The sequence below is a fragment of the Photorhabdus hainanensis genome (assembly GCF_018448965.1).
Lineage (GTDB): Bacteria > Pseudomonadota > Gammaproteobacteria > Enterobacterales > Enterobacteriaceae > Photorhabdus > Photorhabdus akhurstii.
In genome coordinates this window covers 1-18,534 of sequence record NZ_RCWD01000019.1, presented here as the reverse complement: position 1 = coordinate 18,534, position 18,534 = coordinate 1, and the positions used below count along the sequence as shown (strand labels likewise).

Annotated in this window: 10 protein-coding genes; 2 read left to right on the top strand and 8 right to left on the bottom strand. The window is 46.4% G+C overall.

Annotated elements, in window-relative coordinates; translation table 11 throughout:
- The first annotated feature begins 110 nt into the window (after positions 1-110).
- On the top strand, positions 111-410 hold the full coding sequence (locus EAE92_RS12900) for a type II toxin-antitoxin system RelB/DinJ family antitoxin (RefSeq protein WP_214068376.1): 300 nt from the start codon (positions 111-113) through the stop codon (positions 408-410).
- A gap of 122 nt (positions 411-532) precedes the next feature.
- On the opposite strand, the gene EAE92_RS12895 is transcribed toward EAE92_RS12900, so the two are convergent.
- The 8 genes from EAE92_RS12895 to hutU all read right to left on the bottom strand — a co-directional run bounded on the left by EAE92_RS12895 (position 533) and on the right by hutU (position 9,344).
- Positions 533-811 (bottom strand): YfcL family protein, encoded by a 279-nt coding sequence (locus EAE92_RS12895; RefSeq protein ID WP_036778735.1) that lies wholly within the window; start codon positions 809-811, stop codon positions 533-535.
- Positions 812-832: 21 nt separating this feature from the next.
- Positions 833-1,384, bottom strand: a complete 552-nt coding sequence (locus EAE92_RS12890) for an elongation factor P hydroxylase (protein ID WP_214068375.1) — start codon at positions 1,382-1,384, stop codon at positions 833-835.
- Positions 1,385-1,406: 22 nt separating this feature from the next.
- Positions 1,407-2,210 (bottom strand): sulfite exporter TauE/SafE family protein, encoded by an 804-nt coding sequence (locus EAE92_RS12885; protein ID WP_036814025.1) that lies wholly within the window; start codon positions 2,208-2,210, stop codon positions 1,407-1,409.
- Positions 2,211-2,299: 89 nt separating this feature from the next.
- Entirely contained in the window at positions 2,300-3,385 is a 1,086-nt protein-coding gene (gene aroC, locus EAE92_RS12880; RefSeq protein WP_214068374.1) for a chorismate synthase, read from the bottom strand.
- Positions 3,386-3,467: 82 nt separating this feature from the next.
- Entirely contained in the window at positions 3,468-4,400 is a 933-nt protein-coding gene (gene prmB / locus EAE92_RS12875) for a 50S ribosomal protein L3 N(5)-glutamine methyltransferase (protein ID WP_214068373.1), read from the bottom strand.
- A 229-nt stretch (positions 4,401-4,629) separates the two neighbouring features.
- Complete coding sequence (locus EAE92_RS12870; protein ID WP_214068372.1) at positions 4,630-6,024, bottom strand: amino acid permease; 1,395 nt, start codon at positions 6,022-6,024, stop codon at positions 4,630-4,632.
- Between the two features lie 87 nt (positions 6,025-6,111).
- On the bottom strand, positions 6,112-7,656 hold the full coding sequence (hutH, locus tag EAE92_RS12865) for a histidine ammonia-lyase (RefSeq protein ID WP_214068371.1): 1,545 nt from the start codon (positions 7,654-7,656) through the stop codon (positions 6,112-6,114).
- Between the two features lie 8 nt (positions 7,657-7,664).
- Positions 7,665-9,344, bottom strand: coding sequence for a urocanate hydratase (gene hutU / locus EAE92_RS12860; RefSeq protein WP_214068370.1), 1,680 nt, complete (start codon positions 9,342-9,344; stop codon positions 7,665-7,667).
- A gap of 1,095 nt (positions 9,345-10,439) precedes the next feature.
- Here hutU and EAE92_RS12855 point away from each other — a divergent pair.
- On the top strand, positions 10,440-18,534 hold an 8,095-nt coding region (locus tag EAE92_RS12855; protein ID WP_246545176.1), incomplete at its 3' end, for a non-ribosomal peptide synthetase.

Sequence of the window (18,534 nt, the reverse complement as noted above, 5' to 3'; positions counted from 1 at the left end):
TACCCAAGAAGTAAAATGCTTGTGTAACTTTTGGGAGGCAGCTCAATACATCTCAATACTATTGCAGATATCACGTCACATAATAAAGTCTGACAAGTGGAGGAAACAAAATGGTTGCTCAAACATCAATACTGCACGTTCGTGTAGACGATAAACTCAAGGCTGATGCTACGGAAAATCTCTCAAATTTAGGATTGACCATATCAGATGCAGTACGCATCCTACTCACCTATATCGCCAAATATGGTACGTTACCTGCCGATTTTACTGCTGATCCAGAAGCTTACGACGCTTGGTTTCACGCTAAAGTGCAAGAAGCGCTCAACGATACGCGCCAACCTGTCCCACATCAGCAAATAATGGATGAAGCGCAAGAATTAATTGAAAGGAAACTTCGTGCTTGCTCTTGAATGGTGGAAAAAGGAATAAAAATCGCCATTAAGTCTCCGTTTCTGATCCACTGGCCCCCAAGAAATTCATATGGTTTCTTAGGGGGTGGCTCGTTTTTTCTATTCTATTGCTTTAATTCAACTTATTGAGTTTTAGCATTATCCAGCAGACGCTGCCAGGTATTAAGAACCAGAATCTGATCCGGCGGCGCCAATTCTCCCGCTTTAATCGCATTTTGGATACTTTCTTCAACACGGTCATGAAGCTGTTCAGCCGTATGTGCGCCTTCCTGCTCCAATTCTGCTACCGCTAAGGTGAGATGCCCGCGGAGATAACCACCAGCAAACAATTCATCATCACTGGCGTGATCTACCATGCCATCAATTTGCGCTAAAATACGCGTTTCAAACTCAGCGAGCATCATTTTTCCTCAAATTCAGTTTCATTCTGCGAATATATCTTCCGGGTAAGGAAAATGTTCCGCTTTTAACGGAGGCGTATTGTAGAACGATTGCAGCCCCTGAATAAAGCACTCCGCTCGCGTAGGTATTCCCTGCGCTAAATAGTCCATGATCTGAGCATGAACTTTACGCTGAAAAGCTAATCTATCAGGCTCAAAATCCCCTTCAAGGTTGTCACAACTGACATTAAACGGAAAACCTGCCGCAGTACAAAACAACCAATCAAGTGCCTGTGGTTTAATTTCTACTTTTTCAAATTCACTTTGCGTCTGTGCGTCACGACCATCCGGGCAATACCAGTAACCAAAATCCACCAATTTCCGGCGCTCTTTACCCGCAATGCACCAATGCGCAATTTCATGTAATGCACTGGCATAAAAACCATGAGCAAATACAATCCGGTTATAGGAGATCTCTTCATCTGCCGGCAGGTAAATAGGTTCATTATCACCTTTGACCAAACGTGTGTTGTATTCATCACCAAAACAGCGATTAAAAATATCAATAAGTTGTTGATAGTTATGCATTATCATGAATTAAAAACAAAACCCTGAATCAGAAATAAAATGCCAACCAGCTACGGATCGTATCGCCGTGATTATCATTCAGTAATTTAATACTCATCAAAAAGGAGATGATGACAATCATTGGGCGAATCAGTTTCTGTCCATGAGTCAAAACTAAACTTGCACCCAACCGTGCGCCAATCACCTGTCCTGCCAACATCACAAGGCCCAATACCCACAAAACTTGACCGCCAAGGATAAAAAGCGCCAGTGAACCTACGTTAGAAGCAAAGTTCAGTACTTTAGCATGAGCGGTGGATTTCGCCAGGTTATAGCCACACAACACGACATAAGCTAACGCATAAAATGAGCCGACACCGGGGCCAAATATGCCGTCATATAAACCCAGTCCACTCCCGACAAGCAAGGCGAATGCCACAGGCGTCAAGCGACGATGGCGCTCTTCTATGCCAATGGCTGGCGTCAAAAGGAAATAAAGACCAATGATAATGACCAAAACCGGCAATAGCTGACAGAGAAAATCCGGCTTTATAAACTGGACAATAATCGCACCAGCCATTGAGCCAAGTAATGTCATCAATATGGCAAAGCGTTGAGATTTGAGATCAACCGCACCATAACGGACAAAATAGAAGCTGGCAGAGAAGGAACCGCCCACTGCCTGCAACTTGTTTGTCGCCAGCGCCTGTACCGGCGAGACTCCAACGGATAACAGCGCCGGGATGGTTAGTAAACCGCCACCGCCAGAAATTGAGTCAATAAATCCAGCCATCATTGCAACCAGAAAGAGCAAAATGTAAACTTCCGCACCTGACGACAATAACCAGTCCATATTTCATCCCATCAACAGCAACCGCTTATCAATATTCAAGCTACCCATTTCAGTCTCTGGGATTTTCAAGGCTAGCTTCATTCTCAAGTTCACCAGCGAGGAAGGCTGGATTCGACATCAGCACACTGTGCTCTTTGGCGTAATAAGTGATCCATCAACACAATAGCCATCATTGCTTCCGCAATCGGTACGGCGCGGATACCAACACAAGGATCATGGCGGCCACGAGTGACCATTTCCACCTCTTCACCCTGACGATTAACCGTTTTACCCGGCACCATAATGCTGGATGTCGGTTTCAACGCAATATGAGCAATAATTGGCTGGCTGCTGCTAATACCACCCAGAATTCCTCCCGCATGATTGCTGGTGAATCCCAGAGCAGTTATTTCATCTCTGTTTTCGCTGCCGCGTAAATTGATAACACCGAAACCATCGCCAATTTCGACGCCTTTTACTGCGTTAATACTCATCAGCGCATGAGCAATATCAGCATCAAGACGGTCGAAAACCGGTTCTCCCAAACCAGCCGGAACATTTTCCGCGACAACCGTCACTTTCGCGCCAATAGAGTCCCCCGCTTTTTTCAGTTCACGCATCAAGGCATCAAGTTGTTCAAGTTTAGTCTCATCAGGACTGAAAAATGGGTTTTGCTCCACCTGTTCCCAATCTTTCAATTGGCAATGGATATTGCCCATTTGGGTCAAACAGGCACGGATACGAATACCATATTTATCCAACAAATATTTTTTCGCTATTGCACCTGCGGCAACACGCATCGCCGTTTCACGCGCAGAAGAGCGGCCCCCGCCACGATAATCGCGGATACCGTATTTCTGTTCATAAGTGTAATCGGCATGGCCTGGACGAAACACATCTTTAATAGCGCTGTAATCCTGAGAACGCTGGTCAGTATTTTCAATGAGTAAACCGATACTGGTACCGGTTGTTACCCCTTCAAATACGCCCGAAAGAACGCGAACCTGATCCGGCTCACGGCGCTGCGTTGTATAACGGGACGTTCCCGGACGACGCCTGTCTAAATCAACTTGCAAATCGGCTTCTGTGATTGCAATGCCCGGCGGCACACCATCGACAATACATCCCAACGCCAAACCGTGAGATTCGCCAAAAGTGGTGACCCGGAAAAATTGCCCGATACTATTTCCCGCCATCCCAATTCCTTCCTGTTAATCGTTCTTTTATTTGATTCTGCCCGTTTTGCATTATTACCGCAGCTACAACCTATTCAATTATTCAATCTTTGAATAAACGAAAATGCTCGTGATGCTCAACCAACTGTTGACGCGTCAACATAAATACGCCATCGCCACCATATTCAAATTCCAACCAGGTAAATGGCACATCAGGATATTGTTCAATCAAATGCACCATACTGTTGCCAACCTCGCAAATCAACACACCTCGTTCGGTGAGAAAATCTGGAGCAGTCGCCAGAATACGGCGAGCCAGTTTCAAACCATCTGAACCCGCCGCCAAACCCAACTCAGGCTCACGGCGAAACTCTTCCGGCAAGTCGCTCATATCCTCGGCATCGACATAAGGCGGATTTGTGACAATAAGATCGTATTTAACCGGCGGCATATCGCGGAACAGATCAGAACGAATCGGAATAACTCGGTGGTCAAGGCCGTGATTCTGAATATTCTGTTCAGTCACGGCCAACACATCTGCGGAAATATCCACGGCATCTATTTCTGCTTCCGGGAAAGCATATGCACAGGCAATAGCAATACAACCACTACCCGTGCAGAGATCGAGGATATTAGCAGGTTGGTCAGGGATCAATCCTGCAAATTCATTATTAATTAATTCACCAATCGGTGAACGCGGAACCAAAACCCGTTCATCAACATAGAACTCATGACCACAAAACCAGGCTCTGTTAGTCAAATAAGCAACCGGAATACGATCATTAATACGGCGCAGTACCCTTTCGACAATACGATGACGTTCAGTTGATGTCAGTCGCGTGGTTAGCATCTCTTGTGGGATATCCAGCGGCAAAAACAGTGATGGAAGAACCAGTTGCAGCGCCTCATCCCAGGGATTGTCTGTACCGTGCCCGTAATAAATATTCGCCGCATTAAACCGGCTAACAGACCAGCGCAACATATCCTGAATGGTATATAACTCAGCTACTGCCTCATCGATAAAAATCTTGTCCAAAAGCGCCTCCAGCCCTGCAAATTCATTAGCCTGCTAGTTTGCCACGATCATTGAAACAAATCAGCTTTATATCAGGTAATGATATAGAATTTTCAGTGCTAATGTTCAGCAAGCAATGAATTAAGGAATGGCAATTAAAAAGGCAACCTGGATGTTTTATTGCAGATTCTTAATTAATTTTTGGCATAAACCGTCTTATTCAACAACAAGACGGTTTGGTTTTACATATTTAACACTGTGTTTCTTTGACTGATTGAGGGTTCACAATAATGACATTTTTTCGTATCCATAAATAATAGGCGGATGTCAACAGCACGATCCATACTCCTCCTACATAGAACGCAATGCGTGTCGCCGGAAAGTAACTGAGAACAGCAATGATAAATATCATAAACACGATGGTCAGAATCGGCGCAACAGGCCACATCGGTACCGGGAATTGTAATTTCTGTACTTCTCCCGGTGACATTTTTCTACGCATAGCAAATTGAGATAGCAAAATCATTAACCAAACCCACACGGTGGCAAAAGTCGCAATCGAAGCAACAATGACGAATACCTGTTTAGGAAGCAAGTAATTGAGAACCACGGCACACAATAATGCCAACGTTATAACCATGATTGTCACCCAAGGCACCCCATTACGGCTTAAATGCATAAATTTTTTATGGGCTAATCCTTTCTCAGCCATACCGTACATCATACGACCAGCGCCAAAGATATCGCTGTTAATGGCCGAAATTGCCGCCGTAATGACGACAATATTCAGAATATTCGCCGCCGAACCAATGCCTAACCCCTGAAATATTGCGACAAATGGGCTACCTTCTTGGCCGATGCTATTCCAAGGGTAAATCGCCATTAATACAAAAATAGTGAATATATAAAACAGAAGAATACGAAACGGGATAGAGTTAATCGCTTGCGGGATCATTTTAGCCGGATTTTTAGCTTCACTGGATGTAATACCGATGATTTCAATACCGCCGAAAGCAAACATCACAACAGCCAGAGACTCAATAATGCCACCCAACCCATTAGGCATAAAGCCACCGTGTTGCCACAGATTTTGAACTCCCGTCGCCTGAAAATGGCCGCTAAAACCAAACAGAATGATACCTGTTCCGGCAATAATCATGGCGCTGATTGCAGCGACTTTCAGAATCGATAACCAGAATTCCATTTCGCCAAACACTTTAACTTTGCAAAGATTGAGGGCGCCAATAATGAAAATAATGCTAAGTACCCATATCCAACGCGGTACTTCCGGGTACCATAGCCCCATATAAATGCCAAAAGCGGTCACATCCGCCAGACAAACGATGATCATTTCGAAAGTATAAGTCCAGCCGGTAATAAATCCGGGTAACGGGCCTAAATATTGATGAGCGTAACTGGCAAAAGAGCCGGCATCCGGCCTGTGGACCGCCATCTCCCCTAAAGCACGCATCACCATAAAAACAGCAGCGCCGCCCACTAAATAAGCTAACAATACTGCCGGACCAGCCATGTTTATTGCTTCAGCAGAACCATAAAAAAGACCTGTACCAATCGCAGAACCCAACGCCATAAACCGGATATGGCGTGCGTTGAGTCCTCGCTCTAGTTGTAATGAGGCTTGCATGATTTACCCTCTTATCTTTTATTATTGGGTTTTATGAGAAAGATAAATGTGATAATCAGGCCGGTCAGGCGCCGGCCATTAGTTTGTTTAACGACTATTTTTACTCTGTAATATCTGTCCAGAAGGAAGTAATGAGGAGAGATGTTGCTCGGCTAATAATTTTACCGCAGCATCAATATCAGGCGCAAAAAAACGATCCTGATCATAATAATCTACTCTCGCTCGCAGGATACTACGCGCTGCTTCCAAAATCGGGCTGCTTCTCAGGCCATTACGGAAATCAATTCCCTGGCAGGCAGATAACCATTCAACTGCCAAAATACCTCGGGTATTTTCTGCCATCTGCCATAAACGACGCCCCGCAGCCGGCGCCATTGAGACATGATCTTCCTGATTGGCCGACGTCGGTAAACTGTCAACACTCGCCGGGTGCGCCAACGCTTTATTTTCACTGGCAAGCGCCGCTGCCGTCACCTGTGCAATCATAAAACCTGAATTCACGCCACCATTCTCAACCAGGAAAGGCGGAAGCTGTGACATATGTGAATCCATCAACAACGCAATACGTCGTTCTGACAACGCACCTATTTCCGCTAATACCAGCGCCAAATTATCAGACGCCATTGCAACAGGTTCAGCATGGAAATTACCACCGGAAATCACTTCTCCCTGCTCAGCAAACACCAATGGGTTATCAGATACGGCATTAGCTTCGGTCAGAATAACATCAGCGGCATGACGCAATTGAGTCAAGCAGGCTCCCATAACTTGCGGCTGACAACGTAATGAATAAGGGTCCTGTACCTTGGGACAATTGATATGAGAATCTGATAATTCACTGCTCTCTTCCAATACATAACGATACAATGCGGCAACATCGATCTGCCCCTGTTGCCCCCGCACTTCATGTACACGGGCATCAAACGGTTTGCGGGAACCCAATGCCGCCTCTACGGATAAAGAACCACAAACTATCGCCGCCGCCAGCAGATCTTCCGCTTCAAATAATCCACGTAACGCAAAAGCGGTAGAGACTTGGGTTCCATTGAGTAACGCCAAACCTTCTTTAGCCGCTAATGTAATGGGTTGTAAATTGGCCTTTGCCAGCGCTTCTTTGGCTGGCAGCCATTCGCCCTGATAACGCGCTTGCCCTTCCCCAAGTAATAACAGACTCATATGCGCCAACGGCGCTAAATCACCAGAAGCCCCCACCGATCCTTTGCAAGGAATATGAGGATAAATTTCCGCATTGACTAACGCGATTAATGCCTGAATAACGGCAAGACGAATACCGGAGTAACCACGGGAGAGGCTGTTAATTTTCAATACCATGATCAACCGGGTCATACTATCGTCCAACGCTTCACCGACCCCGGCAGCATGAGAGACAACCAGCGAACGCTGTAGTTTTTCTAAATCATCTTTTTCAATCCGTGTACTGGCTAATAGCCCGAACCCGGTATTAATTCCGTAGGCAGTGCGATTTTCAGCAAGAATCGCATTAACACACTCCACACTGTGTTCAATAGCAGGAAAAATCTGACTATCCAGCGTGATTTTCACCGGTTGTAGATAAACCTGACGTAGCTCATCAAGGGTCAATTTGCCTGGATAAATAGTTAGTTGCTTCATAATGTTCCTTATTTTGTATTAAGCATCGGCAAGTTTAATCCTTGCTCTTTGGCACAATGGACAGCGATTTCATAGCCTGCATCAGCATGACGCATAACCCCAGTGGCGGGATCGTTATGCAGCACCCGAGCTATACGTTCTGCGGCTTCATCGGTTCCATCACAAACAATCACCATACCGGCATGTTGTGAGAAACCCATGCCGACACCACCGCCATGATGCAAAGAAACCCAGGTAGCGCCGCTGGCAGTGTTAAGTAAGGCGTTTAACAACGGCCAGTCCGATACGGCGTCAGAGCCATCACACATAGATTCGGTTTCGCGGTTCGGACTGGCTACAGAGCCGGAATCCAGATGGTCGCGACCAATAACAATCGGCGCAGAAAGTTCACCACTGCGCACCATTTCGTTAAAAGCCAGCCCCAGTTTGGCGCGTTGCCCTAAACCAACCCAGCAGATACGAGCAGGTAATCCCTGAAAGCTAATGCGTTCCCTCGCCATATCTAGCCAGTGATGCAAATGCTGATCATCAGGGAGTAATTCTTTAACTTTGGCGTCGGTTTTATAGATATCCTGTGGATCACCAGAAAGCGCTACCCAACGGAAAGGCCCGATACCACGGCAAAATAACGGGCGAATATAGGCAGGAACAAAACCAGGGAAATCGAAAGCATTTTCTACGCCGACTTCATATGCCATTTGGCGAATATTGTTGCCGTAATCAAAAACAGGAATACCCTGCTTATGGAAAGTCAACATTGCCTCAACATGTTCCACCATTGAAGCTTTTGCTGCTTTGATGACCTCTGCCGGTGCCGAAATAGCACGTTGGCGATATTCTTCCCAACTCCACTCTTTTGGCAAATAGCCGTTGAGAGGATCGTGTGAGCTTGTCTGGTCAGTGACCAAATCCGGGCGCACACCACGACGGACTAATTCCGGCAAAATTTCAGCCGCATTACCACACAGTGCGATAGAGATAGCTTTGCCTTCCTGAGTGTATTTTTCGATCCGAGCCAAGGCGTCATCCAGATCTTTCGCTTGCTCATCGACATAACCCGTACGCAGACGGAAATCAATCCTGCTTTGCTGACATTCAATATTTAGCGAACACGCTCCAGCCAATGTCGCAGCCAGCGGTTGCGCTCCCCCCATACCACCCAAACCAGCAGTTAACACCCAACGACCCTGTAAACTACCGTTATAATGTTGGCGGCCAGCTTCCACAAACGTTTCATAGGTGCCTTGAACAATTCCCTGACTGCCAATGTAAATCCAGCTACCCGCCGTCATTTGGCCATACATAGCCAGCCCTTTAGCATCCAGCTCATTGAAGTGTTCCCAAGTCGCCCAGTGCGGCACCAAATTCGAATTTGCAATGAGTACCCGTGGGGCATTACGGTGGGTTTTAAATACCCCAACCGGCTTACCCGATTGGATTAACAACGTTTCATCGTCTTCCAACTTTTTCAGTGTTTCAATAATCTTGTCATAACATTCCCAATCTCTAGCAGCCCGGCCAATACCGCCATACACCACCAGTTCATCAGGGCTTTCAGCAACTTCCGGATCAAGATTATTCATTAACATGCGCAGAGGAGCTTCGGTTAGCCAACTTTTGGCTGTTAATTGTGTTCCTCTGAAAGCCCGGATATCGACATTACGAAATTTATTATTCTGGGCGGTCACGATCTGGCTCCTTGTTGGTCTTTGGATATTTGTTAAATGTATAATTGTATATACATGTATATTCAATAGGCCAAATCGTTAACTAAAATAACATATTTACAGAGTTATTATTTTTATTTTCTTATAAATCAATTTGTTAATATTATTTCTTTCTAATAATCAAGGAATAATGTTTTTCTTATTTTTGTGTTTTTAGTCACAAATTATTTACATTAACTTTACAAAAATATAATTTAAGAGAGAAAATGTTTTTCCTGGTACCACAGTTGTAACCCATAACGAGGTTTAGCAGTGGAAGAACTGGTATCGACATATTGCCTTATCACTGTGGTACATGCGGTTCTACAGATACAGGAAAAAATGACGACATTATCTTGCCAGGAATTACGTTGTCTTTATTTCATTCAATTTGGCTACTGAGAAAAATTTTTAGGCGTTCCCTCTCAAAGTACATGGTATCTGCTCCCAAAAAGAGAGTATAAGATCACGGCTATTTCTCCGAATCAACTGATTTATTCATAATTAAAAAATATTCGCGGTCTTGCTCTGATTAAAAAGCTTGTTATACAATATAGACACCAATTTCAATAACAATCATTATTACGCCGCAAAAAATCATGATTATAATATGATAAATAAAGATAATAATAATTCCGAAAGTAAATTTAAAAAAATAAGGCTGGTGACAAATATGTGCGTTTGAGTGTATAGAAAATTAATAGAAAGTGAATCATTAGCAAATAAATTATTATATTAACTATTTTTTCATGAGGAAGAGTGTTGAAAGATTGCGAGATTATCTGTAATGACGCTATGATAGATTATGCCAATGCCTATTAAATTAATGCTGCAACATAAATAATTTAAAGTCAGGAAAGTAGTGAAATCTACTCATTCGCACCATATACCCTATGGATTTCAAGATGCATCGCGGCGGCAAGGGAGCGAATCCCCGGGAGCATAGATAACTATGTGACCGGGGTGAGTGAGCGCAGCCAACAAAGAGGCGACTTGAAAGATAACGGGTATAAACTACAAATAACTTACAAGCGGAATACATTCGTATAACTGATTATGAGAACATCTGAGGGTTCGTTGGATTCGAACTTATATAGTCTTCATCCTTCTCAGGAAGATGTGTTTTACGAACAAGTGCTTTATGAGAATAGTCCAATACACAGTCTCGGCTGGTATACATTGATAGAGAAAAATGTCGATATCGTTATTCTGCAAAAAGTGTGGAATTTACTATATCAACACATTGATATGTTACGTTTACGTATATCAATTAATTCGAATAATGAAGCTATTCAATATATTCAAAATCAGAGTACGCCAGAATTAATCAAGTATTACGATGTTTCGATGCAGCTTGATCCTGAAAAGAAAGCCTATCTTTGGATGAAGCAACAAGTAGGTATTCCTATTGATTATTTAAAAGAAACTCCATATCAGGTTACACTAATTCGCTTAGATAATGAAAAACATTACTTTTTCACTAAATTCCATCATATTATGATTGATGGTGTCGGGTTATATCGACTTCATGAATATGCCCATAAATTATACAAATGTCTTGAAAACGGAACATCAACAATATGGTTGTCAGAAATTCCACAATATTTAACTACAATAATCAAGTCGAGAAAATATTTAAATAGCACTCAATATGAAAAAGATAAGAGTTATTGGTTTGATTTTCTGAAACAAAAAGAAATACATCAATTAACACCTTGCTACCAAGATACAGGTAGTGATGATTGTACGTTAATACTACCTCTTCCAATTAAAGAAGATTTGCGTAATTTTTGTAGAGAATACAAAACCAATCCGCTATTCATCTTTTCGAGTCTGGTCAGCATTATTATGACTGAACTCACAGGGCGACAAGAGCTGGTTTTTAACACGATCACACATGGAAGAGAGGATAAATCAAAAAAATATGTTGTTGGGATGCATGCGAATATGTATCCGGCGCATTGTCATATTTCTCATGCGGCTAGTGTGATTGAACAGATCAAATTAACAGAATCCGAACTCAAAAATAGTTATTATCACTGTAAATTTCCTCAATCTCACCTTGCTCGAATTGCTCATAAACATAAGCTTTCTTTACCCAATATATCTATTCTCTATGAACGTTTTTCTGAGTCAGAATTCGAGGTCACCGAGAATCAGCACCATCACATAGATGGAGTATTTAATATTTATCCTATTGTCTTTAGATTGAAAGACTATGGGTATGCTCAGGAACTAAAAATAACGATAAATTATCTGCGGAAATACTTTAGTGAGCAGGATGTCAACAGAATACTTGAACGATTACAAAATCTATTTATTAGCTTACTCAACAACCCTACATCATTAGTCAGTGAATTACCTATTTTATTAGAGCAGGAACGTCATACATTACTGCATACCTGGAAACAGCCTGATATATCCTATCCGCAAGACCGCACTCTCCAGCAGAAATTTGAGGCTCAGGTAGCAGCCAAACCAGACAACATAGCGTTGGTGTTCGAAGGGAAAACACTGACTTATCGCCAACTAAACGAACGGGCTAACCAGTTGGCCACAGTGATTCGCGAACAGTATCAACAGCAGTGCAATAAACCCATGCCAGCCGATACGCTGGTGGCTTTATATCTGGATCGTAGTCTGGAAATGGTCATCAGCATTCTGGCGGTGCTGAAAGCCGGGGGAGCCTATGTACCAATCTCCCAGGAATATCCGCCGGAGCGGGTCCGGTTTATTTTAGAAGATACCGCATCCCCCTGTGTGGTGACTCAACAGCGATATCTGACAACGCTAGGGAAATATACGCAGACACAGACTAAACAGCCTGCATTGATAGCTGCGGATGATCGAACAGTGACAGAAAACCTCTCGACAGAGAATCCGGTATCCGTCAGCGGAGCCACAGATCTGGCGTACGTTATCTATACTTCAGGCACAACCGGACAACCGAAAGGCGTGTTGCAGACACATCATAATGTCGTGCGTTTATTCGCAACCACTCAGGGGGATTATCAATTTGCTCAAAATGATACCTGGGTGCTGTACCATGCTTACACATTTGATTTCAGTGTCTGGGAATTATGGGGCGCATTGCTCTATGGCGGGCGTTTAATTATTCCGACCGTAGAATGTACGAAGGATTTCGGCAGATTCAGTCATCTCTGTTCAGATCAGAAAGTTACCGTATTAAACCAGACACCCGGGGCATTTTATGCCTTTATTGATGCGTCATTGAATATTGGCGCTGAATTTCCCCACCTTCGCTACGTGATTTTTGGTGGAGATAAACTGAATCCGGTTCAATTGAAACCCTGGTGGAACCATTACGGCGATCAATCTCCTGCTCTCATCAATATGTATGGGATAACCGAAACAACCGTACATGTTACCTACAAGAAATTAACCCAAGGCGACGCCACAACAGTATCTTGCATTGGACGGCCATTAAATGACATGTACGCCTATGTCTTAAATCATTCCGGGAACCTTGTCCCCATTGGCGCACCCGGAGAGTTATACATCGGAGGCGCGGGACTGGCTCGGGGATATTTAAACCGGCCTGAACTGACAGCCGAACGTTTTGTAGAGAACCCATTTGCCACCAATAAAGATAAGGAACGCGGTTACACCCGCCTGTATAAAACCGGCGATTTAGTCCGCTGGCAGCCGGATGGCAATCTGGAATATCTCGGGCGCAACGATTTTCAAGTCACAATCCGCGGTTATCGCATTGAACTGGGCGAAATTGAGACTGCACTCGCTTTGCACCCACAGGTAAAACAGGCCGTGGTGATCGATCGCGAATATGAGGGTAATAAAGCACTGGCGGCATATCTGGTAGCGGAAGACGCACTCTCAAACGACAAGCTAATCAGTCACTTATCTTCCCACCTGCCGGACTACATGCTACCGGCCAGCTTTACCCGTATTGAGTCCATTCCTCTAACTCTGAACGGCAAGGTGGATCGGCGAGCATTGCCGGAACCTGTCTGGGAAAATAAAGAGGGGTACGTAGCGCCCCGCAATGCGCTGGAAACTCAACTGTGTGCCATTTGGCAGGACGTGTTAGGGCTGGAGCGGGTGGGCATCGAGGATAATTTCTTCCGTATCGGGGGCAACTCCCTGACGGCAATTAAGCTGACCGCCGCCATCCACCGCATACTGGCAACCGAGGTCTCACTGGCGCAGTTGTTTGCGCTGAAAACCATCGCGGGCCTGACAACCCAGATGGAACAGCAGATTTATACGGTTATTCCTCATCTGACACGGGAACGTTATCCCTTATCGTTCGCTCAGGAGCGGATGCTATTTATCGAGCAATTTGAACAAGGCTCCGATACCTACCATATCCCTTATCTGGCTCAACTGGATGATGATGCCTGTCTGCCCCTGTTGGAAACCGCCATTAACCGGCTGGCTGAGCGCCATGCTGTCATGAAGATGGTGTACCGCAGCGATGATGACGGGCAGGTTTACCCGCAGAAACTGGACGGGAATTTGGTTATCCAGTCCCAACCCTGTGAAAATACTGACACGCTGTTGAGCATGGTACGGGCTGAAATAGCCACCCCGTTTGATTTGACTGCGGAACCCAGCCTGCGCCTGCGCCACTATCAGCTTGCCGGTCAGCACTACTTATTAATGCTATGGCACCATATCGCCATTGATGGCTGGTCGGTCGATATCTTTATGGCTGAACTGGCGGAGATTTACCACTCCTTACGAGAAGGTCATGACAGCCGGCTTCCCCCGCTGGAGATTACCTACGGCGATTACGCCGTCTGGCAACGGGACTATTTACAGGGCGATGTCGGTGAACGCCAGCTCGCTTACTGGCGGCAGGCTCTGTCCGGCTATGAATCACTGGCCCTGCCCGCCGATTATCCCAGACCCACGCGGGTGAATTATCAGGGCCGGGATTTCAAATTTGTACTGAGCACCCGGTTGTCTGAACAGTTAAGGACGCTGGCAAAAGCGCAAGAAACCACCCTGTATACCGTGCTGCTCAGCGCCTTTTATATCACGCTGGCAAAATTATCCGGGCAAAACGATATCGTCCTGGGGACGCCGACAGATAACCGTCACCACGCTCAAACCCAATCCCTGATTGGGATGTTTGTCAACTCACTGGCCTTAAGGATACCACTTCAACAAACCGCCAGTGTGGAAGCACTGATTAAACAGACCCATCAACGAGTGACAGAAGCTAAGACCCATCAGGACATGCCGTTCGAACAACTGGTTGAGGCGCTGGATATTGAGCGTGACACCGCCCGCCATCCGATTTTTCAGGTGATGTTCGGGTTACAAAGCTTTGGAGAAAACCCGCCAGACAACCGTCTGCCGTTCAGGCCGGTGACACCGGATGAGCCGTTATACAGCCCCGCCAAGTTTGACCTGAGCCTGCTTTTATCCGATGGGCAAACCGACATTACCGGGTGTCTGAATTACGCCATCAGCCTGTTTGCTGAGGCCACTATCGTGAGACTGGCGGGAATTTATCAGCGAGTGCTGGCAGCCTTCGTGGCAGACCAGACACAATCGCTGGCCGAAATTGACATCCTATCCGCCCAGGAGCGCCATACCCTGCTGCACCGCTGGAATCAGACTGATGCGCCTTACCCACAGGATAAAACCCTGCAACAACTGTTTGAAGCCCAGGTGGAAAGCACGCCGGATAACGTGGCGCTGGTGTTTGAAGGCGAATCCCTAACCTATCGCCAGCTTAACCAACGGGCAAACCAACTGGCCTATCTGATCCGTGAACAGTGTCAGACACATCATCATGTACCTGTGCAGGCGGATACCCCCATCGCCCTCTACCTCGACCGCAGTCTGGACATGGTTATCAGCATTTTGGCGGTACTGAAAGCCGGTGGCGCTTATGTGCCCATTTCTCCTGAATATCCATTAGAGCGGGTTCGGTTTATTTTAGATGATACGGCAACTTCCTGCATATTGACCCAACAGCGACACTTGATAACGCTGACGGCATACAGTCAGACACGCGTGGAACAGCCGATACTGATAGCAACGGATGACCCGACAATCACCGCAGACCAGCCGGTAAACAATCCGGCATCGGTAAACAAGCCCTCAGATTTGGCTTATATCATTTATACCTCAGGCACTACCGGCCAGCCGAAAGGCGTCATGATTGAGCACAAAAATGTGGCTCATATGGCGGCGGCACAGGCAGAAATTTTTGATGCCGCCAAAAGAAAAAAATCCTTAATGTTTGCCGCCTATGTGTTTGATGGTTCTGTTTTCGAACTCTTCCCCAGTTTATTTAATGGCCTGACGCTTTATCTTTGCAGCGAAACAGAACGTCATGCCCCGGCAATTGAAAAACTCATTCAACGAGAAGGCATTGAAATCGCTGCCTTACCGCCAGCCATACTCAAGCTGTTAATCGGCTCGCACTTACCTTCCTTGCAGTTATTAATAACAGCCGGAGAATCCCCCTCGCTGGATTTTCTTGACCATTTCAGCCGTCATAGCGATGTCCTCAATTCTTATGGTCCAACCGAAGTGACCGTTTGTGCGACCGAAAAAATATATCAGCCTGGGGTCATCCCAACAAATATCGGCAAAGCCATTAATAACGTCCGCCTTTATGTTCTTGATAGTCATGGTCATCTGTCTCCTGTCGGAGCGCCGGGAGAACTGCATATCGGTGGGGCCGGAGTCGCGCGAGGTTACTGGAACCAGCCTGAACTCACCACCGAGAAGTTTATAGCAAACCCCTTTGCTACCGCAGCAGATAAAACCAAAGGTTATACCCGTCTGTATAAAACCGGTGATTTAGTCCGCTGGCGGCCGGATGGCAATCTGGAATATCTCGGACGCGATGATTTCCAAGTCAAAATCCGCGGTTACCGCATAGAACTGGGCGAAATTGAGACTGCCCTTGCGACTCATCCTCAAGTCAAACAGGCAGTGGTGATTGACCGTAATCATAACGGCCATAAAGTCCTAGCGGCGTATCTGGTGACGGAAAAGAAACTCTCAGACGATGAACTCGTCAGGCACTTATCTTCCCACCTGCCAGAACATATGGTGCCTGCCAGCTTTACCCGTATTGAGTCCGTTCCTCTGACCCTAAACGGCAAGGTGGATCGGCTGGCATTGCCGGAACCTGTCTGGGAAAATAAAGAGGGGTACGTAGCGCCCCGCAATGCGCTGGAAACTCAACTGTGTGCCATTTGGCAGGACGTGTTAGGGCTGGAGCGAGTCAGCATCGAGGATAATTTCTTCCGTATCGGGGGCAACTCCCTGACGGCAATTAAACTGACCACCGCTATCCGCCGCATACTGGCAACCGAGGTCTCACTGGCGCAGTTGTTTACTCTGAAAACCATCGCGGGCCTGACAACCCAGATGGAACAGCAGATTTATACGGTTATTCCTCATTTGACACAGGAGCGTTATCCCTTATCGTTCGCTCAGGAGCGGATGCTATTTATCGAGCAATTTGAACAAGGCTCCGATACCTACCATATCCCTTATCTGGCTCAACTGGATAATGATACCTGTCTGCCTCTGTTGGAGGCCGCCATTAACCAGCTGGCTGAACGCCATGCTGTAATGAAAATGGTGTACCGCAGCGATGATGATGGACAGGTTTACCCGCAGAAACTGGACGGGAATTTGGTTATCCAATCCCAGCCCTGTGAAAATACTGACACGCTGTTGAGCATGGTGCGGGCAGAAATAGCCACCCCGTTTGATTTGACCGCGGAACCCAGCCTGCGCCTGCGCCACTATCAGCTTGCCGGTCAGCACTACTTATTAATGCTATGGCACCATATCGCCATTGATGGCTGGTCGGTCAATATCTTTATGGCTGAACTGGCGGAGATTTACCACTCCTTACGAGAAGGTCATGACAGCCGGCTTCCCCCGCTGGAGATTACCTACGGCGATTACGCCGTCTGGCAACGGGACTATTTACAAGGCGACATCGGTGAACGCCAGCTCGCCTACTGGCAACAGGCCCTGTCCGGCTACGAATCACTAGCCCTGCCCACCGATTATCCCAGACCCACACAGGTGAATTATCAGGGACAGGATTTCAATTTTGTACTGAGCACCCGGCTGTCTGAACAGTTAAGGACGCTGGCAAAAGCGCAGGAAACCACCCTGTATACCGTACTGCTCAGCGCCTTTTATATCACGCTGGCAAAATTGTCCGGGCAAAACGATATCGTCCTGGGGACGCCGACCGATAACCGCCACCACGCCCAAACCCAATCCCTGATTGGGATGTTTGTCAACTCACTGGCCTTAAGGATACCACTTCAACAAACCGCCAGTGTGGACGCGCTGATTCAACAGACCCATCAACGAGTGACTGAGGCCAAGACCCATCAGGACATGCCGTTCGAACAACTGGTTGAGGCGCTGGATATTGAGCGTGACACCGCCCGCCATCCGATTTTTCAGGTGATGTTCGGGTTGCAGAACTTTGAAGAAAATCCGCCAGACAGTCGTCTGCCGTTCAGGCCGGTGACACTGGATGAATCGTTATACAGCCCCGCCAAGTTTGACCTGAGCCTGTTTCTATCCGATGGGCAAACTGATATTACCGCTTGTCTGAACTACGCCGTCAGCCTGTTTGCTGAGGCTGCCATCGAGAGACTGGCGGGGATTTATCAACGGGTGCTGGCAGCCTTCGTGGCAGACCAGACACAATCGCTGTCCGAAATTGACATCCTGTCTGCCCAGGAGCGCCATACCCTGTTGCACCGCTGGAATCAGACCGACGCGCCTTACCCACAGGATAAAACCCTGCCACAACTGTTTGAAGCCCAGGTGGAAAGCACGCCGGATAACGTGGCGCTGGTGTTTGAAGGCGAATCCCTGACCTACCGCCAGCTTAACGAACGAGTCAACCAACTGGCTTATGTGATCCGTGAACGCTGTCAGCAACACCATCATGCCCCTGTGCAAGCGGATACCCCCATCGCCCTCTACCTCGACCGCAGTCTGGACATGGTTATCAGTATCTTGGCGGCACTGAAAGCCGGGGGCGCTTATGTCCCTATTTCCCCTGAATATCCATTAGAGCGGGTTCGGTTTATTTTGGACGATACCCAATCCCCCTGCGTCGTCACTCAGCAAAAGTATCTGGCAACGCTGGCGACAGAGACGCAACCATATGCGGTGCAAC